The sequence below is a fragment of the Bifidobacterium sp. FKU genome (assembly GCF_026016385.1).
Taxonomy (GTDB): Bacteria; Actinomycetota; Actinomycetes; order Actinomycetales; family Bifidobacteriaceae; genus Bifidobacterium; species Bifidobacterium infantis.
Genome location: NZ_CP092888.1, coordinates 1161701 through 1188272, shown reverse-complemented (window position 1 = coordinate 1188272; position 26572 = coordinate 1161701). Strand labels below are relative to the sequence as shown.

General features: G+C 60.3%; 18 protein-coding genes. 6 read left to right on the top strand and 12 right to left on the bottom strand.

All coding sequences use genetic code 11. The features are described 5' to 3' along the window. Positions 1–23: 23 nt before the first annotated feature. Together MMB48_RS05180 and MMB48_RS05175 are read right to left on the bottom strand one after the other, a co-directional pair. Positions 24–866 (bottom strand): Fic family protein, encoded by an 843-nt coding sequence (locus MMB48_RS05180; protein WP_012577339.1) that lies wholly within the window; start codon positions 864–866, stop codon positions 24–26. 60 nt (positions 867–926) lie between these two features. Then, positions 927–2240, bottom strand: coding sequence for a HipA domain-containing protein (locus MMB48_RS05175; protein WP_032745166.1), 1314 nt, complete (start codon positions 2238–2240; stop codon positions 927–929). A gap of 442 nt (positions 2241–2682) precedes the next feature. On the opposite strand from MMB48_RS05175, the gene MMB48_RS05170 reads away from it, so the two are divergent. Together MMB48_RS05170 and MMB48_RS05165 are read left to right on the top strand one after the other, a co-directional pair. Beyond that, positions 2683–2979 (top strand): hypothetical protein, encoded by a 297-nt coding sequence (locus MMB48_RS05170; protein WP_014483669.1) that lies wholly within the window; start codon positions 2683–2685, stop codon positions 2977–2979. A gap of 115 nt (positions 2980–3094) precedes the next feature. Then, positions 3095–3634: a peptidylprolyl isomerase gene (locus MMB48_RS05165; protein WP_032745169.1), complete on the top strand. Its 540-nt coding sequence runs from the start codon at positions 3095–3097 to the stop codon at positions 3632–3634. 92 nt (positions 3635–3726) lie between these two features. Here the strand turns inward: MMB48_RS05165 and MMB48_RS05160 are convergent, their stop codons facing one another. The 3 genes from MMB48_RS05160 to MMB48_RS05150 form a co-directional block, all read right to left on the bottom strand. Beyond that, on the bottom strand, positions 3727–6051 hold the full coding sequence (locus MMB48_RS05160; protein WP_136527128.1) for a RelA/SpoT family protein: 2325 nt from the start codon (positions 6049–6051) through the stop codon (positions 3727–3729). A 131-nt stretch (positions 6052–6182) separates the two neighbouring features. Beyond that, positions 6183–6659 carry a dUTP diphosphatase gene (gene dut, locus MMB48_RS05155; RefSeq protein ID WP_032745173.1) on the bottom strand — a complete coding sequence of 159 codons (477 nt, stop codon included), beginning with the start codon at positions 6657–6659 and terminating at the stop codon, positions 6183–6185. Then, complete coding sequence (locus tag MMB48_RS05150) at positions 6659–6952, bottom strand: DUF4193 domain-containing protein (RefSeq protein ID WP_032745175.1); 294 nt, start codon at positions 6950–6952, stop codon at positions 6659–6661. The genes dut and MMB48_RS05150 overlap by 1 nt, the downstream gene beginning before the upstream one ends. A 158-nt stretch (positions 6953–7110) precedes the next feature. Between MMB48_RS05150 and sepH the strand changes: the two genes are divergently transcribed. After that, positions 7111–8202, top strand: a complete 1092-nt coding sequence (sepH, locus tag MMB48_RS05145; protein WP_032745177.1) for a septation protein SepH — start codon at positions 7111–7113, stop codon at positions 8200–8202. Between the two features lie 9 nt (positions 8203–8211). On the opposite strand, the gene MMB48_RS05140 is transcribed toward sepH, so the two are convergent. Next, positions 8212–9480, bottom strand: a complete 1269-nt coding sequence (locus MMB48_RS05140) for an alkaline phosphatase family protein (protein WP_032745179.1) — start codon at positions 9478–9480, stop codon at positions 8212–8214. A gap of 250 nt (positions 9481–9730) precedes the next feature. Here MMB48_RS05140 and MMB48_RS05135 point away from each other — a divergent pair, with 250 nt between their 5' ends. Together MMB48_RS05135 and MMB48_RS05130 are read left to right on the top strand one after the other, a co-directional pair. Further along, positions 9731–12460 (top strand): DNA topoisomerase (ATP-hydrolyzing) subunit A, encoded by a 2730-nt coding sequence (locus MMB48_RS05135; protein WP_032745180.1) that lies wholly within the window; start codon positions 9731–9733, stop codon positions 12458–12460. A 144-nt stretch (positions 12461–12604) separates the two neighbouring features. Then, positions 12605–13393, top strand: a complete 789-nt coding sequence (locus MMB48_RS05130) for a response regulator transcription factor (protein WP_032745182.1) — start codon at positions 12605–12607, stop codon at positions 13391–13393. A 10-nt stretch (positions 13394–13403) separates the two neighbouring features. Here the strand turns inward: MMB48_RS05130 and MMB48_RS05125 are convergent, their stop codons facing one another. The 6 genes from MMB48_RS05125 to MMB48_RS05100 all read right to left on the bottom strand — a co-directional run bounded on the left by MMB48_RS05125 (position 13404) and on the right by MMB48_RS05100 (position 25220). Beyond that, positions 13404–18137: a DEAD/DEAH box helicase gene (locus tag MMB48_RS05125; protein WP_032745184.1), complete on the bottom strand. Its 4734-nt coding sequence runs from the start codon at positions 18135–18137 to the stop codon at positions 13404–13406. Between the two features lie 15 nt (positions 18138–18152). Then, positions 18153–19145 (bottom strand): ribokinase, encoded by a 993-nt coding sequence (locus MMB48_RS05120; RefSeq protein ID WP_032745185.1) that lies wholly within the window; start codon positions 19143–19145, stop codon positions 18153–18155. A 46-nt stretch (positions 19146–19191) separates the two neighbouring features. Then, on the bottom strand, positions 19192–20421 hold the full coding sequence (locus MMB48_RS05115; protein WP_032745186.1) for an MFS transporter: 1230 nt from the start codon (positions 20419–20421) through the stop codon (positions 19192–19194). A gap of 166 nt (positions 20422–20587) precedes the next feature. After that, positions 20588–22903, bottom strand: a complete 2316-nt coding sequence (locus MMB48_RS05110; RefSeq protein ID WP_013140869.1) for a DNA gyrase/topoisomerase IV subunit B — start codon at positions 22901–22903, stop codon at positions 20588–20590. Between the two features lie 57 nt (positions 22904–22960). Continuing rightward, positions 22961–24355, bottom strand: coding sequence for an RNA polymerase sigma factor (locus MMB48_RS05105; RefSeq protein ID WP_032745188.1), 1395 nt, complete (start codon positions 24353–24355; stop codon positions 22961–22963). Positions 24356–24557: 202 nt separating this feature from the next. After that, positions 24558–25220 carry a DUF4192 family protein gene (locus tag MMB48_RS05100; RefSeq protein ID WP_007052659.1) on the bottom strand — a complete coding sequence of 221 codons (663 nt, stop codon included), beginning with the start codon at positions 25218–25220 and terminating at the stop codon, positions 24558–24560. A 206-nt stretch (positions 25221–25426) separates the two neighbouring features. Between MMB48_RS05100 and MMB48_RS05095 the strand changes: the two genes are divergently transcribed. Further along, a complete protein-coding gene (locus MMB48_RS05095) occupies positions 25427–26509 on the top strand; it encodes a polyprenyl synthetase family protein (protein ID WP_032745189.1) in 1083 nt (360 codons plus the stop codon). The last annotated feature ends 63 nt before the right edge of the window (positions 26510–26572 follow it).

The following is a 26572-nucleotide window of genomic DNA, read 5'->3' as shown; positions in this document are numbered from 1 at the left end:
AAGCATGCGAGTGTTCCTGCGACCTATCTCAGATGGCGAAGCCGCTCGATCAGATCGACGAGCGTCTGTTCCTCCTGTTCCACGCAGTCTAGGAAAATGGAGCAGAACGAATCCGGCTTGCCGTCCACCTGCCATGCCTCCAGGCCTCGCGCGTATGACCGACCCGCATCGTATTTGATGGCCACGGGACGGTATCCGTTCCGCAGCAGCACGAAGTTGAGCAGCTGGCGGCCGGTCCGCCCGTTGCCGTCCATGAATGGATGGATGTTCTCGAACATCGCGTGGAAACCGGCGGCCCTGAGCAGCGGATGCGCTGCGCAGCCATCCAACCCGTCGATCAAGGATCGCAGGTCGTCGCGGATCTCCAGCGGGTCCGCGGTCTTGACTCGGGTGGCGGTGATCCGCGCCAAATAGCCATAAGGACGGAACGTGCCGCGGGCGAACGGCTGGAGATCCAATGCGGTCACCTCGTGTAGACGACGGATCAGCTCCTCGTTCAGCTTCCGCCCCTCCTTGGCATATTCGCGCACGTAGGCCATGCCGTCAGCGACCCCTCGCGCTGCGAACACGTATCTGGCCGGCGAGTCCGATGGGACGAACTCGCCCTCCAACACCAGCGACGTGTCCTCCAGGGTCAGCGTGGATCCCTCAATGGCGTTCGAGTTGTAGGTGTAGCGCACCAGCCAGTCGCGGTCGTAATCCGCCAACGCCATGTCCTCGACACCGTCCAACGGCTCCAGCGAGCGGGCCCGGTCCTTCAGCGCGTCGACCCTCCGCAGGTGTTCGGAAATCTCCCGTCCCCCTTCAAGGGCGTTCAGCTCGTCGGGAAGGGCCTGGATGTGCCGTGACAGCTCGGGATTGGCCATCATGCTCCTCTTTTCGTGTTCCGGTTGCAAAGTCCATTATTCCAGTAGTGATTCGTTGCGCTAGCGGTTCAGATGACGGCTCAACGCATCCGGTCCGGTTCCGACGCTTCTGGCATCCCCGTCCCGTTGTCCAAGGTTCTTCCGCAACGTCTCGCCGAATCTGTCCATCAAATCCGTTTTATTGCGAATCGGGCCAGAAACACGAAGGACCTCACCTTCGCTGATTCTGCGGAGCATCCCGATACGCTTTACCAACTGTACCCGGATGGCGTCGAGGCGTTCGGGCGCGAACATGCGCATGCGCGACAACTCGTACGCCACCTCGTCGGGCCAGTCCGACAGAGCATCCAGATCGAACCGGCCCCAATCCTCCACCAGTCTGAGCTGCCGCAAAGCCGAGGGCTTGCCGGTGGCGGTGCAGAACGGCTTGGCGAACCAGTCGCGGCCGTCCACATCGAGCTCGCCGCTCCACAGGCTCGCGCCAGTGTCGTAGATCGGGGCCGGACGGACCGCAAGGGTCTCGATGTTCCGTATCAGACCGAAGTTGTTGTAATGCCTATCTGTATTGCGCATGAGGTAGTCGACCACGAGCCAATCGTCCGTGGCGTCACGAACCGCCCGTTCGTCTGCGCCGAAGCCGACGGCGGCGCGGACCCACTGGTCATGCGAGTTGAGGCCGTTGACGGCCTTGACGGATTGGAGCACCTGCCAGGCGGAGACCAGCTCCTCATGATTGGAGAGCATGTCCGCGCATGTGGACACCAGACGGTTGCCGTTGCGCGCCAGGGAATACCAGACGGCCGGAACGCCCAATCGCATGCAGAGCCTCGAGGCGATGACCTCGTTCATCGGCTCCTGGCCAGTACGGCCCGACTTGACGAGCAGTCTCCTGCCGGTGGCCCTGTCGATCGTCCAGCGTTTGGGAAGATCGCCGCCAGTGGACACGTCGGGGACGTTGAGGCTGATGTCATGGGACGACGAGTACGAGGTGAGCAGGATCTCGCCCAGCGCCTCGTCGAAGGGATTGTCGAAGAAGTTGACGTCCTTCCATTCGGCCGGGTCATCCTCGCGTCTGACCCAGTACTGGTCCGACAGGCTCAGCCCGTAGGTCCTGTCGAGCAGTTCGCCGGTCGATGCCGCGCCAAGCGATTCGAGCACACGGCGGATGCCGTCGCGGGTGGAGGGGATGGCGCGGGACCTCCACCATTCGTCGATCCTCCTGGCATACAGCGCGCTCTTGCCATGCGTGGTGAACTCCAGGGGCAGACGATCATGGTCAAGAACCTCACCAGAGGAGCACGCGCGACCGGACTCGGGATCGTATTCGAACGCAAGGACCGGATGGTCCCCGCACATGATCAGCTTGCGTGGCATGATTCCGCTCCCTCCAAACTTGGTCTTTAAAGATTCTACAGGCACGAATTACGCGCGAGACGGCGTCCCGTTTCATGACGCGATGCATGGATATGGGCCACTTCCGCAAATCGCAAGCCTCGGCGATGACGCCGACAACTGATACGGTAGTCATATTGGTTTCCCAAAGGTAAAGAGGCATGACCATGGGATTGTTCGACTTCGCTAAGAACTCTTTGGGTGACGTGCCGTCCGGCTTCGGAGGTCGGGGCGATATCGCCAACCATCTTTTCAACGACCGATGAAAAGGCTCCGGTTGAAGGCTATGGCATGATGACACGAGCGTGGGGAATTTATGACCGAAGGATACTCACATAAAGCGGCACACATCGTTGAGCATATCATTCTCGCAATCGCGCTGATCTGGGCTGGAGGCTGCACTCTCATATGGATGCAAACGGATATGTCGCATCGCATCGTGAACGCGAAATCCGCTGACGGCACCTGCGAAGTGACCATCAGCGAACTCGGCTCGCCCATATTCTTCGGCCCAAGCAGCATCACGGTCAAAGTCTCTTGGGACACCGATCCCGGTGTTATCGGTTCCGAGAACGTCACGGAAATCAAAACGGATCTGCACAACGACGGCAAATCATTAGGCTCGGGCAACTTCACCGTCACCTGGCACGGCAACATCCCGACCGTCACCACCCATGGCGAGGAACAGCCGGACCAAAGCTACACATTCAACTGGAAATAACCGCTCCGAACATCATGTCTCTCCCGAGAGTAGTCCTCACAACCGGGCAGGTCCCACAAGGAGCATAGCTCATGCACCCACTGTCCGGTCTCAAGCCCATGAGACACTTAAGACCATGACTACCATCATCATGCGCACCTCTGAGGGCGATATCACCATCAACCTGTTCGACGACAAGGCACCGAACACCGTGGCCAACTTCCTGGGCCTCGCCACCGGCGAGAAGGAATGGGCCGACCCGTACACCGGCCAGCCTTCCCATGAACCCTTCTACAACGGTCTGACCTTCCACCGCATCATCAAGGATTTCATGATTCAGGGCGGCTGCCCGCTGGGCACCGGCACCGGCGGACCCGGCTACGAATTCGACGATGAGATCGACCCCGGCCTGCAATTCGACAAGCCGTACCTGTTGGCCATGGCCAATGCCGGGCTCCGCCGTGGCATGGACGGCAAAATCCACGGGACCAACGGCTCGCAGTTCTTCATCACCACCGTGCCGACCCCTTGGCTCAACGGCCATCACACCATCTTCGGCGAAGTCGTCGACGACGCCTCCAAGAAGGTCGTCGACAAGCTCGAAGCACTGGACACCGATTCGTCTGACCGTCCGCTCGAGCCCGCAGGAATCCTCTCCATCGAAGTGAAGCGGTAAAAACCGCCCACACTTTCATGCCACAAGTGCCACAAGGCGGGGCCCCGATCCGACGATTCGGACCGGGGCCCCGCCGTATGCCACCCACATCCCTACTTCATCTTGCGCAGACGGGGTTCGGCGGATTCCTTGGCACCGGTGATGCGGTATACGTCAAACACACCGTCGATCTTGCGCACGGCAGCCAACAGCGAGTTGAGATGCTGCGGATCCGCCATCTCGAAGCTGAACTGGCTGGTGGCCACTCGATCGGAACCCGTGGCGATCGTACCCGAGATGATATTCACGCCATGATCGGAAAGCACGCGCGTCACATCCGACAGCAGGTTGCGGCGGTCCAATGCCTCGACTTGAATCTTGACCATGAACAGACCCTTGGTGCTGGTCCATTCGACCTCGACCACACGCTCGGGCTGCTTGCTCTTCAAGTCGATCATATTCTGACAATCGGTGCGATGCACGGACACACCCTGGTTGCGGGTGATGAATCCGATGATGTCATCACCGGGCACCGGCATGCAACAACGGGCGAGTTTGATCCACACATCGCCCACGCCCTTGACTGATACCCCGGTGGAGCTGCTGGAAGTTTTGCGCTCGATGGGCTTGAGCGGCAGAGCCTCCTGCTCGACCTCCTCATCGACCTCGTCGGCCCCGGCATCCTTGACCAGATGCGAGATGACGTTCTGCGTGGAGATCTGCCCATCACCGATGGCGGCGAACACAGCGTCGGCGTTCGGGAAATTGAGGTCGTCGGCCACACCGATCAATGCCTCGGTGGTCAGCAGCGCATTGACCGGCAAGTTACGTTTGCGCATAGCGCGGGTCAGTTCGTCGCGGCCTTCCTCAATAGCCTCGGTACGACGTTCCTTCGAGAACCACTGGCGGATCTTGTTTCGTGCCTTCGGGCTCTTGACGAAGCTCAGCCAGTCGCGCGAAGGACCGGCGGTATCGGACTTGGAAGTCAGGATCTCCACGGTGTCGCCGTTGTCGAGCGTGGTGTCGAGCGGCACCAAACGCCCGTTGACGCGCGCGCCCATCGTACGGTGGCCCACTTCGGTATGCACGGCATAGGCGAAATCGACCGGTGTGGCATGGGTCGGCAAAGAGACGATCTTGCCCTTCGGCGTGAAGACATAGACTTCGGACGAGCCGAGGTCTTCCTTCAGGGAACCGAGGAATTCGTTGGAATCTGGGGTTTCCGAAGTCCAATCGGCAAGCTGCTGAATCCATTTGAGATTGTCGGCTTCGGAAAGCTCCTGGTTCTTCTCGTCACGCCTGCGGTCGGACTTGTCTGGCGAGCTCAGGGCGCGGCCGGCCTGGCCGTTTTCCTTGTATTTCCAGTGCGCGGCGATGCCGAACTCGGCGCGGCGGTGCATGTCCCAGGTGCGAATCTGGATTTCGACCGGCTTGCCGCCCGGACCCACCACCGTGGTGTGCAGCGACTGGTACATGTTGAGCTTCGGCATGGCGATGTAGTCCTTGAACCGGCCGGGAACCGGGTTCCACCGCGCATGCACGGCACCGAGAGCCGCATAGCAGTCCTGAATGGTGTCGACGATGATGCGCACACCGACCAAATCGTAGATGTTCGCGAAATCATGGCCGCGCACGATCATCTTCTGGTAGATGGAGAAGTAGTCCTTCGGGCGTCCGGTGACGTATGCCTTGATGTTCTGCTCGTCGAGATCCTCGTTGATCTCCGCCAGAATCTGCTTCAGGTACACATCGCGCTGGCCGGCTCGGCGAGCCACCAGCACCACGATCTCGTTGTAGATCTTCGGGTAGAGCACCTTGAAGCTCAGTTCCTCGAGCTCCGTCTTGATGGCGTTCATACCGAGTCGGTTGGCCAAAGGGGCGTACACGTCGAGGGTTTCACGCGCCTTCCTCTGCGCCGACGTGGTCTTCACATAGCGCCAGGTGCGGGCGTTGTGCACACGGTCGGCCAGCTTGACCACCAGGGTGCGCACGTCGCGGCTCATGGCCACCACGAGTTTGCGAATGGTTTCGGCTTGGGCGGAATCACCCACTTCAAGCTGGCTGAGCTTGGTGACGCCATCGACCAGACCGGCCACGGTGTCGCCGAACTCGGCACGGCATTGATCCAACGTGTAGTCGGTGTCCTCCACCGTGTCATGCAGCAGACCGGCCGCCACCACAATCGGCCCCATGCCCAGATCCGCGAGAATCTGGGAAACGGCCAACGGATGGATGATGTATGGTTCGCCCGACTTGCGCCGTTGCGCGCAATGCTGGATGACGGCGCGCCGGTACGCGCGGTCGAGGATGGACAAATCCTCACCGGGGTGGTGGGACTTGCATACCTTCTTGATTGGATCCAGCGGATTGAGCGGATCGGCGCTGATCTCGCAACCCAGTTTACGGGCGGCGTACTGCTCGCCATCAATCTCTGCCATGCCAGTCACCTCCCTTCATGAAGTTCATTGTAACCGCGAACCAGTGCCATGCGCACGCACCCGCCCGCCATCATTGGTTCCGCAACCGTTGTTGCCGTCATCACCTTGGTCATTCAACCGGCCTAATCCGGTCAGGACGCCACTCCCGTCGAACCGAACCCGCGTTCGGCGCGATCGGATCCGGGCAGTGTCTCGGCCGGGATGAACCGAGCCTCAACATACCGCTGAATCACCAATTGAGCGATGCGATCGCCCGGATGGAAGACGGCGGTGTGCTTCGGATCGAGGTTGATCAGCGGCACCTTGATTTCGCCACGGTAGCCTGCATCAACGGTGCCAGGCGCGTTGAGCACGGTGATGCCCTGCTTGGCGGCCAGCCCGGAACGCGGATGCACCAACGCCACGTAGCCCGCAGGCAGGGCGATGGCCACGCCGGTGGGCACCAATGCCCGCTCGAAGGGCTTGAGGGTCACGTCGACGGTGGTGATGAGATCGGCGCCGGCATCGCCCGCATGCGCGTACCGGAGCAGGGCCGGGTGTTCGGGGTCGAGGCTTTTGACCAGGACCTCGGTGGATTCGGGCTCGTTGTAGGTCTCGTCGAACGCCATCAGGCGGCGCACTCCTCACACACCGGCTGGCCATCCTCGTCCGTGTAGGCGAGCTGGCTACGATGCTTGACCAGGAAGCACTGCGAGCAGATGAACTCGTCACCTTGCATGGGGATGACGGTCACCGAGGAATCCTCGTTGCTCAAATCGGCGCCCGGCAGTTCGTAGTCTTCGGCGATGGCGTTCTCATCGTCGTCGATGTCGCCCGAGGCGTTCTGCGAGGACTTCCCCAGCGCCTGCAGCGATTCCTCGTCCTCATCCTTATTGCGGGGGGAATCATAATCCTGAGCCATCATGGTCCTTTCGTCGTCTTTGGTTCGTAAGTTGATATATATAGCACGGTCAGCGCCGTACTCGCCCATAGGATACACGATTTGAAATACTCGTAAAGTTCGACACGTGGGGCATACTTAAAAGAAGTAATGTCTTTGCGACGGAAAGTGGTGCGAATATGCCAGATGATCGGCTTGAAAAAGCCCGTTTCGTACGCGTGAGCAAGACGGGGGACCTCGTATTCTCCATTGGCGGCGGGGAAATGGCTGTGAGCGTGGACGACACGCTCGAACGGGCGATTCTTGAGGCCAAGCAGGTCAGAAGCGAGATGCGACAGGCTCCCCAGCCGCATCAGCAGTCCACTTTGCCGATTTCCCAGATACAGTCGCTGATTCGCGCCGGTGCCGATCCGGCCCGTGTCGCGGAGAAATATCATCTGAGCGAAACGCTGGTACGTCGTTTCTCCATGGCTGTGGAAACCGAGAAACAGTATGCCATCGAACAGTTCCTTGCCGTGGCGGCACCCAAAGACAGCAGGGTGCGCACCATCAGCGAACTGGTGGAACGCACGCTGGCCTCTGCGGGAATCGGCATGGAATCAGTGACCTGGAAATCCACCCGACGCGGACTTGAGCCTTGGCGCATCGTGGCGATATTCACTTCCGCGGGCCGTGAGATCCATGCCGAATGGACATGGAATATGCACGACAATTCCGTAATGAGCCTGAACAATGCCGCTCGAAAACTGCTCGGCGAACAGAATCCGGAATCAGCCACGGATTCCAAACTCAAGCCGACGATTCCTGAACTGCCCGGCGACTCCGTACGTTCCGCGCGTATCGAGCGCGCTGTGTCTGCTTGGGCGGCGCCTACGCCTTCGATTCCGGCCGCACGGCCTGCCGCGATCCGGCCCTCCGTCACTTCCACAGGTTCCATGCCCCCGGTGGACCTATCCACGTCCATCTCACCGGCCACGAACCAGGCTCATGACGCTACGGCCCCCAGCCCGGTCTCTTCGCAGACCGCCGGATCTGTTTCGTCATCTGCCGCAGGATTGCAGCAATCGCCTGCCACGGCACCAGAGCAGGGTTCTGACAATATTTCGGACGAGACCGTACGGCGTGGCCCCGATACACAGCTGGTAGCCACCGAGCAGGAGCGGGCGGCCGAATCCGCCGCCACCAAACACGAGGCACCAGCCAAACCGGCCAAGCGTAAATCAGGACGTTCGGCCGTACCAAGCTGGGACGAGATTCTGTTCGGAGACTGAATTTCCGAATCAGGCCATATCGATCAGGCAGGGAATATCCATTTCCAATGCCGTTTGGGAGCCATGCACGCTCGGCAGGTGGGTGGCTTTGTCTCCTTGCGTACGCGAATCGACGAGGGTCACGGCTCCCGCTGCCTGCACGACCACATCGCCGAGCATCGGCCGGACTCGCTCGCAGACCGGTCCAAACAATCCGTCCGCGATGGCCTCATCCCTGGTCCGCACCAAGGCTCGGTCTTGCAGGTAATCGCGCCACCGGCAAGCTATATCCTCAGGTCGTTCATCCGGCTCGGCATACAGCATCAGCGAGCGAGGCTCTCCCCCGACCAGTGACACGCCTCGGGTGAGCTGCGGTTCAACGGCGATGTCAATCCGCTGGTCCACGTCGGTTTGCACCATGCCGTGGTCGGCCACGATGACGATCAGCGTGCCCTTGGGTGCGCTGCGTTTCAGGAGCGCGAGCTGGGCGTCGATATGTTCGAATGTGGCCACCCAGTGTTCGGAATCCCACCCGTAATTGTGGCCGACTTTGTCGGCGTCACGGATGTACAGGTAGGTCAGGCCGGGGGTGCGTGAGGCGCGTGAGGCGGCCAGCACACGATCACGTGGGGTGACGTTGCCTTGATAGTCGGTGCCTCGCAATGCGGCTTCGGTCAATGGTGATCTGGAGAACTTGGGCAACCCCGAGCTCGTGACGCGCACCTCTTGAGCCGCAAGTTTCTCGAACACCGTCTCCTCGCGCTGCAGGTCGAACGGATCGACCATGGGCGGCACAGGAATGTGCGGATTGGCTGGTCTGGTTGCCAGCGCGTCTTTGAACTGGATGAGTTGGATGAGCTTATGGCTGGCGGGTTCGAGCTGTGTATAGCCCGCCATTGCGGTCAGTCCCGGGCAGGTTCCGGTACCGAATGCGGCCATGGCCGCCACAGTGGTGCTTGGAGCGCAGGTGGCGACGGGGCGCTGATTGGCGCTTTCGTTCATCAGCGAACGCAGATAGGGCGCGTGGCCGAGGCGCATGGCGAGGTTCCAGAAGCCGAGGCCGTCCACGAGCACCACGATGGCCGATTCGGCGTCGGGCAGTCCCAACGCGCGCTGGCAGGCCTTGGGATCGGCGTGGACCTTGGTGGGAGTCGGATGTCCGATGGCGGCGGACAAGGCGGGCAGCACGGCGGACAGGTGCAACGCTCCCCCACGCCGATCGGCCGGGACGTCATCCCCATAGCCCACAGTGGGCACCAGCCGCAGCAACTCGTCCATATCCGGCGTCTCAACACTCATAGTTGCCCATTCAAGTAGCACCCCTCCCCTTGGCTCAGTGCGCAGAGAACGGTTCTCAATAACAACTGTGCGCTCCAACGCACATAATCAAACAAACGCACATCGACTGAAACACTGGAATCACGCCGTTTTATCGGCAGACATGTGCGATTGGCGCATCGAAACCAGCGCACAGTTGTTATCGAGAACCGTTCTCTGCGCACTGTTTCGCGCCCTCCCGCTAATATGGGGGCGTTCGAAAGGGAGTTTCATGGCATCACACCGCAAACCGTCCGCGCAAACCTACGATCCGCGCACGGTCAAGGAGCATATCGTCGAGACGCCGCTGAACGAGGAGATGAGCAAGTCCTTCCTCGAGTATGCGTATTCGGTGATTTACGCACGCGCACTGCCCGATGCGCGCGATGGCTTGAAGCCGGTGCAGCGCCGCATCGTCTACCAGATGGGCGAGATGAACCTGACTCCCGACCGCCCGTATATGAAGTCCGCCCGCGTGGTGGGCGAGGTGATGGGCAAGCTCCACCCGCACGGTGATTCCGCAATCTACGAGGCCATGGTGCGTTTGGCACAGCCGTTCGCGATGCGTCTGCCGCTGGTAGACGGCCACGGCAACTTCGGCTCGCTGGATGACGGCCCTGCGGCCTCCCGTTACACCGAGGCCAGGCTTGGCCCGGCGGCTCTCGGCATGAACGCGGATATCGATGAGGACACCGTCGACTTCACGCCGAACTATGACAACAAGCTCAAGGAACCGACCGTGCTGCCGGCCGCCATCCCAAATCTGCTGGTCAACGGCGGCTCGGGCATCGCCGTGGGCATGGCCACGAACCTGGCCACCCACAATCTGGGCGAGGTGGTGAACGCCGCCAAGTTCCTCATGGCGCATTCGGACGCCACCCTGGAACAGCTGATGCGTTACGTGCCCGGCCCCGACTGGCCCACCGGCGGCACGATCATCGGCCGCGACGGCATCCGTGAGGCCTATGCCAACGGCCGTGGCACGCTCACCACGCGCGCCGCCACGCATATCGAACATGTCACGGCCCGCAAGCAGGCCATCGTGGTCACCGAGCTGCCGTACATGGTGGGCCCGGAGAAGGTGATCGAACGTATTTCCGACGGTGTGAAGAACCGCAAGCTGGAGGGGATTTCCGGCGCGTTCGATCTGACCGATCGTCATAACGGCACGCGTATCGTCATCGAGATCAAGACCGGTTTCGACCCGCATGCGGTTCTGGTGCAGTTGTTCAAGCACACACCGTTGCAAGACAACTTCGCCATGAACAACGTGGCGCTGGTGGAGGGCCGCCCGCACACGATGGGCCTGAAGGAGATGCTTCAGGTGTGGGTTGACCACCGCCGTGTGGTGATCCGCCGTCGCAGCGAATATCGCAAGAAGAAGGCGTTGGAGCGCCTGCACCTGGTCGAGGGCCTGCTGCTGGCCATGCTGGACATCGACGAGGTGATCCAGGTAATCCGCACCTCAGATGATGCGGATGCTGCGAAAAGCCGTTTGATGGTTGTGTTCGACCTGGACGAGGTCCAGGCCCAGTACATCCTCGACCTGCGTCTGCGCCGTCTGACCAAGATGAACCGCATCGAACTTGAGGCCGAACGCGATGACCTGAAGAAGCGCATCGAGGAGCTGACCCGCATCCTGGCCTCCGCCGAAGCGCTCGACCAGGTGGTCACCGACGAGATGGACGAGGCGGTCGCCAAGTGGGGCTCGCCGCGTCGCACCGTGCTGCTGGACGCCGACCCGGATGGCACGCTGACGCCGGTCGTGGCGCAGGGCGCCGGGGCTTCGGGTGTGTCCAAGTCCGCACTCGAAGCGGTGAAGGCCGCCACCACGATTTCCTCCGCCGAAGCCGATGTGGCCGCAGCCGCAGCCGCCGCCAAGAAGACCGGCGAGCGGTCCGCGCTGACCGGAGCCTTGAAGATCGAAGACGAGCCGTGCGTGGTGATGATGAGCGCCACCGGTTTGATTGCCCGTACCACGCCAAGCGCGATGGACGTGTTCAATGTACGGTCCACATCCGATGAACGTCTGCGAGACGATCAAATCACCACAATCTTCGAGACTTCCACGCGCGCCACGTACGGGCTGGTCACGTCGGCCGGCCGCCTGGTGCTCGCGTATGTGGTTGATTTGCCTGCCTTGCCCGCTGCCGCCACATTGTCGCTGAAGGGAGGAGTTCAGGCCGACGAACTGATCGGCATGACCGAATCCACCGATCCGATTCGCGGTGAGCGTGTGATTACGGCGATTGCCATGGAGCAGCCGACGTCCGGCAAGGCCAGTGCCAAGGATGAGAGCGAGGATGGCGGGGCCGCCGAGGCCAAGCCGTTGCCGTCGCTGGCTATCGGTACCCGTAACGGTGTCATCAAGCGTTGGAATCGTGAGGCACCCACCACCATGGATTCCTGGCCCGTCATTGATCTGAAAGATGGCGATGAAGTGGTATTCGCCGCCGTGGCCGAGGATGACGACCGTCTGGTGTTCATCTCCTCCGATTCCTCGCTACTGACCTTTGAGGCGAAGAACGTGCGCCCGCAGGGTCGTACCGCGGGCGGTATGGCCGGCATCAAGCTGGCCGAGGGTGCCCGTGTGGCGGCCTTCAACGTGGTTCCCGCCGGCAAGGTGGCATGGACCTATGAGGAGGGCGAGAACGGCTTGACTTCCGGATCCGGTGCGGTGGTGCTCACCGTGGCCGGCGATTCCGATGCACTGCCCGGCACCGAAAACGGCGCGGCGAAGGTCACTCCGCTGGAAATGTACCCCACCAAGGGTCGTGCTACCGGCGGCGTGCGTTCCCAGCGCTTCCTGAAGGGCCAGAACACGCTGATTCTTGCTTGGGTGGGCCTCTACCCGTTGCACGCTTCCACATCCGCAGGCTCCCCGGTCGAGCTTCCCAAGCCCGATATGCGCCGAGACGGTTCCGGAGTGGACCTCGCCTCCCCCATCGCCTTCATTGCGTAACCTCAATTAAGCTCCCTCTGATGGGCCGAGCCGTAAAGCAAACACCCCAGTGGGGTGTTTGTAGGCGAGGAACGAACGACAGTGAGCCAAACAATAGAGAAGAGACCCTAAACCCGACCTACACTAAGCATCAAGGAGGTGGCGATGAGACTACTGGTTGCCGTATCCAATGAACCGTTGGCCCGCGCCATTCGTGGTGCCCTACTTGCCGGTCGTCATGAAGTGTCTTTGGCAAGCACCGGTAGTATCGCGCTCGCCGCTGTCGCCAAGGAGTCATTTGACGCAGTGATTCTTGATGAATCCCTGCTCGGCATCTCCACCGAGCAGCTCATCGAATCCCTACGCAATGCCCGTGCCTCCGTTAAAATCCTGCTGCTGACTTCGACGCCACTCAGCAAAACCATTGGCGAAGGCAGCCGCTGGCGAGCGCTGCCTGACGAGTACGCCCCTATCGAAGAGACGCCCTACAGCTCCTTCAGCGCGGATTCACGCGCAAACAACTCAGATGCCGAAGCCGAACAACGCTCGGACAATGCCGCCGCTAGCGCACAAGCTAACGTACGACGCCCGGATGCCGCGCTGAGCAAACCATTCTCCGATGGCGAACTGCTCTCATACGTCGGCTCGCTTGCCACCGACTCCCCCGCCATGATCATTCGTGGCAACCTCACGTTGGACACCACGAATCACAAGGCCTACTACGCATCCACGCACAGCGCAATCTCACTGTCCCGTCTGGAATACAGTTTGCTTGAAGCACTGGTCAAGGCTGATGGTCGGTTCGTCAACACCAGCGAATTGGCCAAGCTCGTCGGTGGCCCATTCTTCGAGCAACAAGGGCTCCTCAGGAACGCCCTCTACACACTGGATAAGAAGCTCACCCGCGCCGGCCTCATCATGACCCAACGCGGCTCCAACTACCGCATTCGATAGCTGGGCTCAATCAGTACAGCCGCATGCCTCGGGGAACGGGGGTGAAGCCGGACTGGTGGAGGATACGGGCGAAGGGGTGACGCGCGTTGAGGGGTTCGCCATTGATGTCGCTGAACGTCACGGAACCGGTGCCATTGCGTTTGAGGGCGTAGGCCAGTTCTGTGGCGGCTTTGCACATCTGTTCGTCGGAATCGTTGGCAGCGGGTTCATGGTCGACCGATTGATCGAACGCCGTCAGGTGCTTGGCTTTGGCAGCCACGTATAGTAGCGTGCCTTGCGCATTGAGCACGACCATGGCTCCGATACGGCGTGCCGGTTTACCCGCACCGGCAGGCGCGTCCGGCCACGCGATGGCGGAGCCACTGAGATTTGCGGGGTCGAGCACACTCAATGCCACCACGGACTGGCCGCGATGCTCTGACGGATGACGCAACGCATCCACGGTGTCGTGCTCGGCAAATTGGGCCGCACCGAAACCACGGACGAACATGCCTCGTACCAGTCGACCATGCTCCTCCATGCGCTTCAATACCGGATACAACGCTGAGTAGCCACCCGGAATATTATCCTTGTCAATCACCGGCTGCGCGATGACGCCATACCTGTCCAGCAATGTCTCGACCAGTGCGAGTGCCCGTTCGGTCTGGTCAGTGTCTTCGCCTTCAGCTTGCCCGATCACGGCAGACCACAAACCTCCTAACGTCATATCCGTCGTGGCTCGGCGAATCGGAGCGACACGCCCACGACGACGTGATGTAGTGGATTTACGCGGGCTTGCTGCGCCTGCGGTTAATGCACGCACCGGCGCGAAGCTGGAATTGGTGACCTTACCTTGCCAGACCAAGCTCCACAAGGCATCCTTGAACTGCTGTTCGCTCCACTCTTGCGGAATGATTTCGCCGGTGTTTGGATTGATGTCCGGCTCCGCGGCCTCATTCCACACACGTTTGGCGGCATCCATCAGTTGACGGGCATGGAACGCTCCCCCTGAGTCCAGTGCGGCCAGAATCGCTTCCGGCATGGTGGCGTCTGAGGCGTTCGATGTCGTACCATGTTCCACATCGCTGAGCAATATTGAATCCGCCGGATAGAAAGCAACCTCACCGGGGTCCATCGCACTGGTTCCCCCGGTTTTTGAGCCGACCCAGACCACATCGCCGCTGGTCAGCAACTCATCCAGCAATGCAGGTTGGTAGTCTCGTACTCGTGCGGGGAATACCGCCGACTCCCAGAGTGCAGTGGGCAGTGATATGCCCTCCAGCTGCTCGATAACGCGCATGAGCCCGTCAGCACCTTCATATCGTTCGCCGCCGACCGGCCCGATACCTTGTCGGTCGATAAGAAACATCTGGAACGCCCCTGGTTCTACTGGCTTGACTGCTTTACGCGCCTTGGCCAATGAGCGAGACCGAATGCGGCGGAATACGTCCTTATGGAGCCACTGTTGGCCTTGCTCGTCATCATCTACAAAGTGGCCTTGCAGCAACTCGCCTTTGGCAGCCAGCACATCCAGAGTGTGCACGGCATCCGTAGCATCGAGGTGTAGGTCGGCTATGAGCTGATCGGCGGTGAAAGGACCATGGGTTTTGGCGTAACGGGTCACGCGACCAGTCACATCATCGTCGGCAAGTTCATTCCAGAAAGTGCGCTCCCCCAGTTCCTGTTCGACTTCGCGAATCACGTCCGGATTCAGCACTTGTGCCATGTCGGTGGTGCCGAGCAAGCGTTCGAGCACGTGCGGATCGAGAGACAACAGTCGCGCGCTGCGCTCGGCCTGAGGTTGGTCATACTGGTACATCACCACGCCGACGAAGCCAAAGAGAATGTTCTCGGCGAAAGGCGATGGCGATTCGGTCTCCACGTCCTTCACGGTAATGATGCCGGATTGCAATCCGGTCATCACCTCGTTCAGGGCAGGCATGTCGTATACGTCTTGCAAACATTCGCGCGCGGTTTCCAGCAGCAGCGGGAAGTTCTTGGCCATGCGTGCGGATTGCAGGAGCTGTGCGGCGCGCAGTCGCTGCTGCCATAGGGGCACGCGACGGCCCGGGTCGGATCGCGGCATGAACAGTGATCGGGCGGCGCATTCGCGGAATCGTGCAGCGAATAGCACGGACTCGCCCACTTGACGTTCTACATCTGCTTTGAGGTCTTCTGGGTCGAAAAGGAACAGGTCTTGAACAGGAATATGTCCGTCACCGTCCGGTAGCTGAATGACGATACCGTCATCGGCGGCATATACCTGCCCATCGAAACCGTAGCGTTGGCGCAGTCTGCGGCTGATGGCCATGGACCACGGTTCGTGAACGCGGCGGCCAAAGGGGCTTAACAGCACGATGCGCCATCCGCCGTCTTCATCGCGGGTCCGTTCCACGATGAGGGTTTGGTCGCTGGGAACTGTGCCGGTGATGGCTTGTTGCTCGGAGAGCAGGCGGGCCAGGTTGGTGATGGCATTGGGGTCTAGGCCATCTCGCTGGAGGCGAGTGAGGATTGTTGGGATGAAGGTTGGGACAGCTGGGCCTTCTGCGGCAGACCTCCCCCCAGTCCGCTTCACGTCTAATCCGGCGGCGATTTCTCGGGTGAAGCGGGCTATGGTACGGCTGAAACCGTAGTCACGGCCAGCGCCTTCACCGTGCCAGAACGGCAGACGGGCGGTGCGGCCCGGAGCCGGAGTCACGACCACACGATCACGGGTGATCTCCTGAATCTGCCATGTGGAGGTGCCGAGCGTAATGACATCGCCCACGCGCGATTCGTAGACCATCTCCTCATCCAACTCGCCGACGCGACGCTGGCCTTTGCCGGCGTCCGCCTCAGGCAGGACCACGGTGTACAGCCCTCGATCGGGAATCGTACCGCCAGAGGTAACGGCCACTTTCTGCGAACCGGGACGGGCGGAAATCAGGCCATTATCCTGATTCCATACCAGTCGCGGCCGGAAGGCCGAGAATTCCTCGCTGTTGTATTCGCCGGACATCATGCCGATTGCCGCATCGAACATGTCACGTGGCAGTTCGGCAAACGGCGCAGCACGGCGCACCGTGGCATACCAGTCATCAGCGTTCAAATCGTGCATCGCGGCAGCGGCCACGGTCTGCTGGGCAAGAATATCGAGCGGATTGCGCGGCACGGCCAATGGTTCTATATCGCCGGCAATCATGGCTTCCAGACTTGCGGCCCCAGTGACAATCTGCTGACGGGTGAGCGGGTAGAACAATGCGTGAGAGACGCCACCGACCTGATGATCGGCACGGCCTACACGCTGCAATCCGGAGGAGACCGACAATGGCGTATCGACTTGAATCACCAAGTCGACCGAACCCATATCAATGCCAAGCTCCAAACTGGAGGTGGCCACCACGCAGCGCAATTCACCACGCTTAAGCCGTTCCTCAATCATTTTGCGGCGATCTTTGGAGACCGACCCATGATGAGCCATGGCGATGACATCATCGCCCTCATGTGAGCCGACAAGCATGGTGGTGGAGCCGACCACAGCATCGTAATGTGTGGAGAACCCTTCGCGGCCTTCCGGAGAGCCCAGATCACGCACAGTGTCGGGATTGGTGCCATGCCGGGTCTGCGCATAGAGATCATTGAGGCGCGCGGTGAGCTTTTCGGCCACACCACGCGAATTGACGAAGACCAATGTAGTGCGGTGCGCGAGAATCTCATCCAAAATGCTGCGTTCCACCACGGGCCAAATGGAACCGGAGGTACGGTCGCCCGCCGCTCCAACCAACGCGGAGGAATCGAACGCATCACTCGCATCAGAATCGTCCCCAGAAGTGGAAGAAACATCTCTATCATCCACCGGCACAATGCCCCTGCGTTCGGCAAGTCGCTGCATGGCCGGCGTGACACCGCTGATATGCGGAGCGGACCGTTCAGCATCCACGCCACCGACACGCTGCTTGGCATTCACGGACTGCAAATCACGCATGTTTTCCAACGGCTCAATCATGCGCAAATCCATTGCAGGCCGCCCACCGGGATTCACGATGGTAACCGGTTGCCCGCCGCCCAGGAATCGCGCCGCCTTTTCAGGCGGATTCACCGTAGCGGATAGACCAATGCGCTGCATATGACGATCGCCGCGGCCAGCATCAACGGCGGCATCACCGCCCTCATCAGCATCTGCAACGATCGCATCTCGCTTGCGCGATTCTGCGACAAGGTTCTCCAGCCGTTCAAGGCTTACCGCCAAATGTGCGCCGCGCTTGGTGCCCGCTACTGCATGAATCTCATCGACGATCACCGTATCGACAGTGCCGAGAATCCGCCCTGCTTTCGAAGTGAGCAACAAGTACAACGATTCTGGCGTGGTAACGAGGATATCCGGTGGATGGGAGGCTATGCGCCGCCGCTCCTGTGCGGTGGTGTCGCCTGAACGAGTGGCGACCGCGATCTTCGGCACGGGCAGCCCTTGCGCCTCGCATTGTGCGGCAATGCCCTCCAAAGGCTGTTCTAGGTTCTTGGCCACATCGACCGCGAGCGCCTTTAACGGCGAGATATACAGCACACGCACACCGGCACGCCGCGTACGTGGCACGGTCATCAATCGGTCGATGGCCGAGAGAAACGCGGCCAATGTTTTGCCGGAGCCGGTAGGGGCGATGACCAAGACATTGCAGCCGGAATGGATTGCCGGCCATGCTTGAGCCTGTGCCTCGGTCGGCTGACCGAAGGCATGCTCGAACCACACCTTGGTGGGTTCGGAAAACAGGCTCAGGCTTTCGTACATATGTACGATTATAGGTCAGCTGAAGTGGGCGATGACTTCTTCGGCAGTGCCGTAGGCGCTTTGGGCACCAAGCTTGGTGGCCGCATAGGCGGAGACATAGGAGCCGATTTGCGCGGATTGCAGCAGCGTATGACCAGCGGCCAAGCCAGCCAGCACGGTCCCCATGAACGAGTCGCCGCAACCGGTGGTGTCCACCGCATTGACTTTCGCGGCGGATACGCGATGCCAACGTCCGTTCTCGATCACCACCGACCCCGACGCACCAAGCGTCACTATCGCCCGGTCGAATCCGTAATCGGTGAATCGTTCGGCGACCTCATACCAGTCGAGTGATTCCACATCGCCGTCCGGTAGACCCAGCAGTTGAGCCACTTCATGCTGGTTGACCAGAAGAATATCCGTGGCTTCCACCAGTTCGTGAGGAAGCTCGTCCATAAATGGCGAGTCGTTGAGCAGCACGGTCACGCCAGCGTCATGCGCGGTCTGCGCGGCGGCGATAACGGTGGAAATCGGGCTCTCCAAACACAGTCCCAATACCGCGCATTCGGCGATGGTCGTGCGATGTGATTGCACATAGCCGGCACTTGCCTTGGCATTGGAACCCGGCGAATAGACGATGGTGTTCTCGCCCTCAGCGCTCACGGTGATTACCGTGGTGCCGCTGGGGCCTTCAACGTGCAGGATATCGGCGGTGTCGACGCCGGCCTCATCCAGCTTGCCTAATAGGAAGTCCGCGTTGGAGTCCTCGCCCACCGCGCCCAGCAACTGGACATTGACACCGAGACGAGCGGCGGCAGACGCCTGATTCGCGCCCTTGCCGCCCGGCAGCACTTTCATGGCACCACCCTTGACGGTTTCACCTGGCTTGGGCAGTCGTTTAGTGGTCACGGTGTAATCGGCGTTCATCGAGCCGACCACGATTACCGAACCCGGCGCATCCTTCAGCGCTTCCAATCGTTCCCGTACGGGCTCGGGCATCTGTTTATGTTCTTCTTCACTTATCACCATGGGCTCCAAGCATAGTAGGCGGCGGGCCCAATTGCGCCGCACATGATCAGCCGCGCAACGTGCGAAGACGCTCGTGCATGGCCACCATCAGCACCAAGAGCACCAGCAAATACCACGGGTAGAGACTGATTGTCACATATTGCGCGATGATGCCGAACAGTGGCGGCATGAGCAGTGAGCCCACATAGGCGCAGGCCATCTGCACGCCGACGATGGCCTGCGATTTGTCTTCGCCGAAGTAGGCCGGCGTCGAGTGGATGACGCACGGATAAATCGGCGCGCACCCGAAGCCGATGACCACCAGCCCAACGACCTCGCCAAGGTGGTGAGGCAATGGCACGAACATGGTGAGTATGCCGGCGAGCACCAGCACTTGGCCGAGGCGAATCATGACCGGGTCCTTGAATCGCATGGTCAGGAAGCCGGAAAGCGCACGACCCACAGTGATGCCTACGTAGAATAGACCGGCCCAGCTGGCGGCGGTGATCTTGTCGATGCCACCGTGCATCACCATATAGCTGGAGGCCCACAGGCCCGCCGTGGATTCGATGGCGCAGTAGCAGAAGAACATCACAAGGATTTCCTTGGCACCGCGAATGGCGAGCACGCCGGCCACGCCGAGCGGTTTGCGTTCAGCAACAGACACCCCTTCAGCATTATTACCAGATCCCTCGGCATTGCCATCAGATGATGCGGCACCATCGGTCGATTCGCCGGCCGCAGTTGCGCCACGCTCCTTCCACAGCGGCAGGCTCAGCACCAGAATGACGGTCAGCATCACCTGCAGAATCGCGATGTACCGATAGCCCCACGGCCAGCCTTGGCCTTGAGAGAGCGCATAGCCCATGATATAGGGGCCGACCGATGCGCCGACGCCCCACATGCAGTGCAGCCAGCTCATATGCCGGCTTTCGTAGTGAATGGCTACGTAGTTATTGAGCGCCGCATCCACGCCGCCCGCGCCAAGGCCGTACGGTATGGCGATGGCCAACAGCACCCAGTAATTCGGGGCAATGGAGAAACCGGCCAAGGCCGCCGCAGTCAACGCCACCGAAACGGCGGTGACCTTACCGGCCCCGAATTTCAATGTCATTCGGTCCGAAAGCAGCGCCGAAACAATCGTGAACATGGAAATCACTGCGGAGATGCCGCCAGCCCACGCCACCGGCACGTTCAGATTCTGGCTCATGGTGGGCCATGCGGACCCGAGTAGCGAATCCGGCAACCCCAGACTGATAAACGCCACATAGATGACGGCAAGCAACAGACTGGCCATGTTCCATCTCCCATTCACAGTACGGCACCGGTTGTGATAACGATGTCATCAGTCTATCGAATGACTCATGGGCAACACGCATAAAACATATGACAACGTGCTCACCTCAAACGCCAATTACGGAAATTCTCGGTAAGCACGATGTCATTATCAGCGACGTCTTTGATCAGGTATCGATCTTGGAGCGATCGAAATCGTCGGCGTTGTCGACGATGAACTGCTTGCGCGGCGGCACATCGTCGCCCATCAGCAGGCTGAAAATCTCGGATGCCTGGGCGGCGTCCTCCATACGGATGCGGCGCAGCATGCGCGTGCGCGGGTCCATGGTGGTGTCCGCCAGCTGGTCGGCGTCCATCTCGCCCAGACCCTTGTATCGCTGGATGTCGTCGTTGTATCCGATGTGCTTCTTGTCGAGGTCGGCCAGTTTGCCGGCCAGCTCGTCATCGGAATACGTGTAGATGTATTCGCCCTTGTGCGAGCCGGTCAACGCGATGCGGTGCAGCGGCGGCACTGCGGCATACACGTAGCCGTGTTCGATGAGCGGACGCATGTATCGGTAGAACAGCGTCAGCAACAGGATACGGATATGAGCACCATCCACATCGGCATCGGTCATCATGATGATCTTGTGGTAGCGCGACTGTTCGATGTCAAAGCTCTGGCCGGAGCCGGCGCCCACCACCTGGATGATGGCTGCGCACTCCTTGTTGGAGAGCATCTGCGTGATCGACGCCTTCTGCACGTTCAGGATCTTGCCTCGAATCGGCAGCAGTGCCTGGAAACCGGCGTTGCGTGCGGCCTTGGCGGTACCGAGTGCGGAATCACCCTCGACGATGAACAGTTCGGCCACGTCGTCATTGCCCGGCTGGCAGTCGGAGAGTTTGGCCGGCATCGAGGCGGATTCGAGCGCGTTCTTGCGGCGCGTGACCTCCTTGGCCTTGCGCGACTGGATGCGTGCGTGCATTTCGCCGACGATTTTCTCCAGCACGCGGCCGGATTGTTCCTTGTACCCGCGCTTGGAGCCGGTGATCATCTCGCCGAATTGCTTGTCGGTGAGCCGGGTGACGATCGGCTTGACCTGCGCGGTGCCAAGCACGTCCTTGGTCTGGCCTTGGAACTGAGGTTCGGCCACGCGTGCGGTGACCACGGCCACGAGTCCGGCTTGGATGTCGTCGCGCTCCACCTTCATGGCGGAGTCCTTCATGTTCACCTTGAGCTTGCGGGCGTTGTCTTCCACCGCCTTGCGAATCTGCTTGGTGATGGCGTTCATGAAACCGTCCACGTGAGTACCGCCGCCGGGCGTCTCCACGATGTTCACGAAGCTCATGATTGTGGTGTCGTAGCCGTTGACCCATCGCAGGGCGATGTCCACGCCGCAGGTGCGTTCGATTTCCTGGGCGTGCAGTTCACCGCCCTCACCCACGGCCTGGGTCTCCTCCTTATAGGTGCCCTCGCCTTGGATGCGCCAGATGTCGGAGATCGGCTCGCCTTTGGATAGGAAGTCGACGAAGTCCTTGACGCCGCCGGTGTGCAGGAATTCCACGACGCGCGGGTGCGCGGGCTGCTCGCCGAACGCGCCATCGACGACCTGGTCGCCGGCCGTCAGCGAGAAGTCCTCCTCGGACAGGCTCTCGGTACTGTCGGCTTGAGCCTCGGTGGAGTCGTCGAAAAGTTCGGCATCGTTGGACGAGACGTCCAAAGCCGGGGCCTGGTCTTGCGCAGGTTCGACTGCGTCGGCATCAATGGCTTCGGCGGTGTCAGTCGCCGTTTCCGGTACGTTTTCGTCAACAATGGTGATTTTGAGGCCGGGCACCAGGAAGCTGGTCTGGCGCACGCGGTCGATGAGCTGTTCGTATGAGAATTCGGCGGTTTTGTTGAAGATCTCCGGATCATACCAGTAGCGAATACGGGTACCAGTGGTTTTGGGAGATACCTTGCCGATGATTTCCAGCTCGGTGGGTCGGTTCTTGCGAGTGCGCTTGAACGGGGAATCGGGAGACGGATTGGCCGGGTCGGCATCCGTGTATACGCCAGGGTGACCTTGGTGGAAGGTCATGTGGTGCGTCTTGCCGTCACGATCCACTTCGACGTCCAGTCGGGAGCTCAGGGCATTGACCACGGAGGAGCCCACGCCGTGCAGGCCACCGACGGCGTTATAAGACGAATTGCCGAACTTGGCACCGGCGTGCAGTTTGGTCAGTACGACCTCCACGCCGGACAGGCCGGTTTTCGGTTCCTTATCCACCGGAATGCCTCGGCCATTGTCCGCAACTTCCACGGAACCGTCGGTGTGCAAGGTGACTACGATATCGTTGCAGAAGCCGGCCAAGGCCTCATCCACGGAGTTGTCGATGATCTCCCACAAGCAGTGCATAAGCCCCTGCGAGTCGGTGGTGCCGATGTACATGCCCGGACGCTTGCGTACCGCATCCAAGCCCTCAAGAACAGCTAGGTCCTTGGCGCCGTATTCTTCTTTGGGCATACAGTCCTATTTTTCTCTTCAAATGCTTGGCTCCCCTCACAGAGGGGAGCCAGATGATCATTGATCCAGGAAGTCGCGCAGGGTCTGCGAACGGGACGGGTGGCGCAGCTTGGACATGGTCTTGGACTCGATCTGACGGATTCGTTCACGGGTCACGCCATACACACGGCCGATGTCGTCCAGCGTCTTCGGCTGGCCGTCTTCCAGGCCATAGCGCATCTTGATGACGCCGGCCTCACGCGGAGACAGGGTTTCCAGCACCTGCTTGAACTGTTCCTGCAGCAGGGAGAAGGCCACGGCGTCGGACGGAGCGATGGCGTCGGTATCCTCAATGAGGTCACCGAACTCGGAATCGCCATCCTCGCCAAGCGGGGTGTGCAGGGAAATCGGCTCGCGCCCGTACTTCTGCACTTCCTGCACCTTCTCAACCGGCATGTCCAGCTCGCGGGCCAGCTCGTCCGGCGTAGGTTCACGCCCCAGATCCTGCAGCATCTGGCGCTGTACACGGGACAGCTTGTTGATCACTTCAACCATGTGCACAGGCACGCGAATGGTGCGGGCTTGATCGGCCATGGCACGGGTGATGGCCTGACGAATCCACCACGTGGCGTAGGTGGAGAACTTGAAGCCCTTCTTCCAGTCGAACTTCTCGACGGCACGAATCAGACCAAGGTTGCCTTCCTGGATCAAATCAAGGAAGAGCATGCCGCGACCCGTGTAGCGCTTGGCGAGCGAGACCACAAGTCGTAGGTTGGCTTCCAGCAGATGGTCCTTAGCCTTCTTGCCGTCGGCGGCGGCCCACTTGAGTTCACGCTTGCGCTTGAACTCCATGCCTTCGCTTTCGGTGTCGAGCAGGTGCTGGGCGTACAGGCCGGCCTCGATGCGCTCGGACAGGTCGACTTCCTGCTCGGCGTTCAGCAGGCTCACGCGGCCGATCTGCTTCAGGTAGTCCTTGACCGGGTCGGCGGTTGCGCCGGCCGCAATCACACGACGCTTCGGATTGCCCGAAGGGATGATGTTCTCTTCCTCATCATCCGTGTCGGAGACCACGTAGGCACCCTTTTCCTTGGGCTGCTCGGGTGCCGTGGACTTGGCTTCTTCCTCGTCCTCGTCCTCGTCGTCTTCCACATCGTCGTCGTCGGCATCGTCTTCGTCAACGTCGTCAAGATCCTCGTCGAGATCGTCAACGTCCAAATCGTCGTCGTTGACCTCGGCATCGTCATCAAGCCCGTCATCGACCTGAGTGTCCTCGTCTTTGACGAGTTCATCGTCCTTGGCCTTCTTCGCGGTTTTCTTCGCGGCGGACTTGCGCGTGGTCTTTTCCGAGGGCTCTGCGGACTTGGACTTCTTGGCGGAAGTCTTGCGTGCGGTGGTCGTAGAGCTGGCCTTCTTCTCGGTCTCCTCGCTGGACTCGGCTGTCTGCTTGGTTGCCGTCGTTTCCTTCGTGGCCAAAACTGCTCCTTCTGATCTCTCGCCGTGAAGCGCATATACCACATGGGCCCACTTCTGGCAAGGGCAAATCGTCAACTATGTGAGTAAACCACCCTCCACGGACGATTATTCCCACATCGTTGCCCGACGTGTTGCCGATCACCACACGCTTTCCTTCCGCGCATCGCGCGTAAAACCTCGGAGATCCGCCGTTTCTGTTCACTCAGCCCGAGCACCATGCCGGCGCCACGCCTCGATCGGCGGCTGAGAATATCATCGCCGCCAGCGAACAATCCTCATCGAGCAGCAGGCATCGCAAGGCGAACACCATTGCTCGTGGATCGCCCAGCCACCATAAGGTGTAAGCGATCACGGCCAATGGCTGTATGCAGTACGGTACCGGTGAGGCTTCCGCGATATCGAGCAACATACCGATGCCGGCATGGCAACGCTCCTTATCCGGCATCATGCCTTCATCCTCGAATGCGCAGGTCAGCAGCTCGCCCATTCGTGTTCTCGTACGTGCCAGATGCGGTCGCGCCGCGAATTCCATGAGCCATGACTTGGGGCAACGGCTTTCATCAATAACCAACGAGAGAATCAGCGCATCACGAATCGATAAGGTCTCGCGCATGCCCACCGCAAACGCGGCCATCGTCTCTCGGCCTAGGTCGGTGTTCCCGGCATCGAGACAAGACAGCCATTCGTCCAATGGTTCGGCCACCCAGTCGGCATTAGCCTGTTGCGCGCCTCGAAGTCGGCGATCATTGCGAAATTCCTGTGATCTCGTCTCCAACTCGTCAAAGCCAAAGGGCTCCGTCTGCTCGGCGGCGTGCCGTTTGGCGTGTCGGCTCTTACGCGGCTTGTGCGGCGTGTTGTTGTTCATCATGTCCTCCTTGACTAATGGTGTGCAATCTATTGGTGTTGTGGTGCGCGCCGAGCCGGATAGCTCATGCGCCGAGGGGGTGTGTGCCCACTATGGCTGAAAACGCCGTATGGCGCAGGAAAAAACGACCATTGTGGTTCTAGCTTCAAAACCCTTGATTCCCAACGTTCTTGTGTTCTTCAAACCCTGTGGATAAGTTATTAGGCATGTGCACAACTGCTAACAACCGCGAAATCATCGAGCCACGCATCATTCAGTTGGTGCGGGAACTGACTGCCGCCCCCGCCACCGACGAGGTTGCCGACGCCCTGAAACCGGTGATGGAACAGGTTGTGGACCAAGCCGCCTCCTCCAGCCAAGGAGGCAAACGACTGCGTGCGCTGCTCGCATTGGACGCCTTCGATATTTTTGCCGGCGACGTGACGCCTGATCGGCGTGACGCCATGATCGACCTGGCCTGCGCCATTGAAGTGTTTCAGACGGCCGCACTGGTGCATGACGACATCATTGACGAATCCGATCTGCGCCGGGGCAAGCCTTCCGCACATCGTGCCTTGGAACAGGCCGTACACAGCGGTGCCATAGGCCGTGGCTTGGGCCTGATGCTCGGCGACATTCTGGCCACTGCCTGCATTGAAATCACACGCCGGTCCGCCAGCCGTCTTCCCAACACCGATGCCCTGAACGAGGCGTTTCTTACCATGCAGCGTGAGGTGGAAATCGGCCAGGTACTGGACTTGGCCGTCGAGATGACCCCACTGTCCAATCCCGAAGCTCTGGCGAACGCCTCATTGAACGTATTCCGCTGGAAGACAGCCAGTTACACCACCATCGCTCCACTGCTGCTTGCACTGCTGGCCGCAGGAGAGAGCCCGGATCAGGCCAGGCATTGCGCGTTGGCCGTCGGCCGGCCGCTCGGACTGGCGTTCCAACTGGCGGATGACCTGTTGGATGTCGTCGGATCAAGCCGCAATACCGGAAAACCAGTTGGCGGAGACATCCGAGAAGGCAAACGCACAGTGCTGTTGGCTGATGCTCTGTCTGCGGCAGATACGGCGGATAAGGCCGATCTGATTGCCATCTTCGAAGAAGATTGTCGCAATGACAACCAGGTGGCCCGCACCATTGAACTGTTCACGTCCACCGGTGCTCTTGATCGATCCCGCGAGCGCATCGCTGCCCTATGGGGTGAGTCCCGTAAGGCGATTGCCGGTCTTGAGCTGAATTCCGAAGCGCAACGCCGCCTGACCGAGGCTTGTGCGCGATTCGTCCCCGAATCCTTGCGATAGTCCACAATGCGAGCCGCCGGACCATGAGACCATGAACACCGGTGAAAACCCGTGAAAGCTATG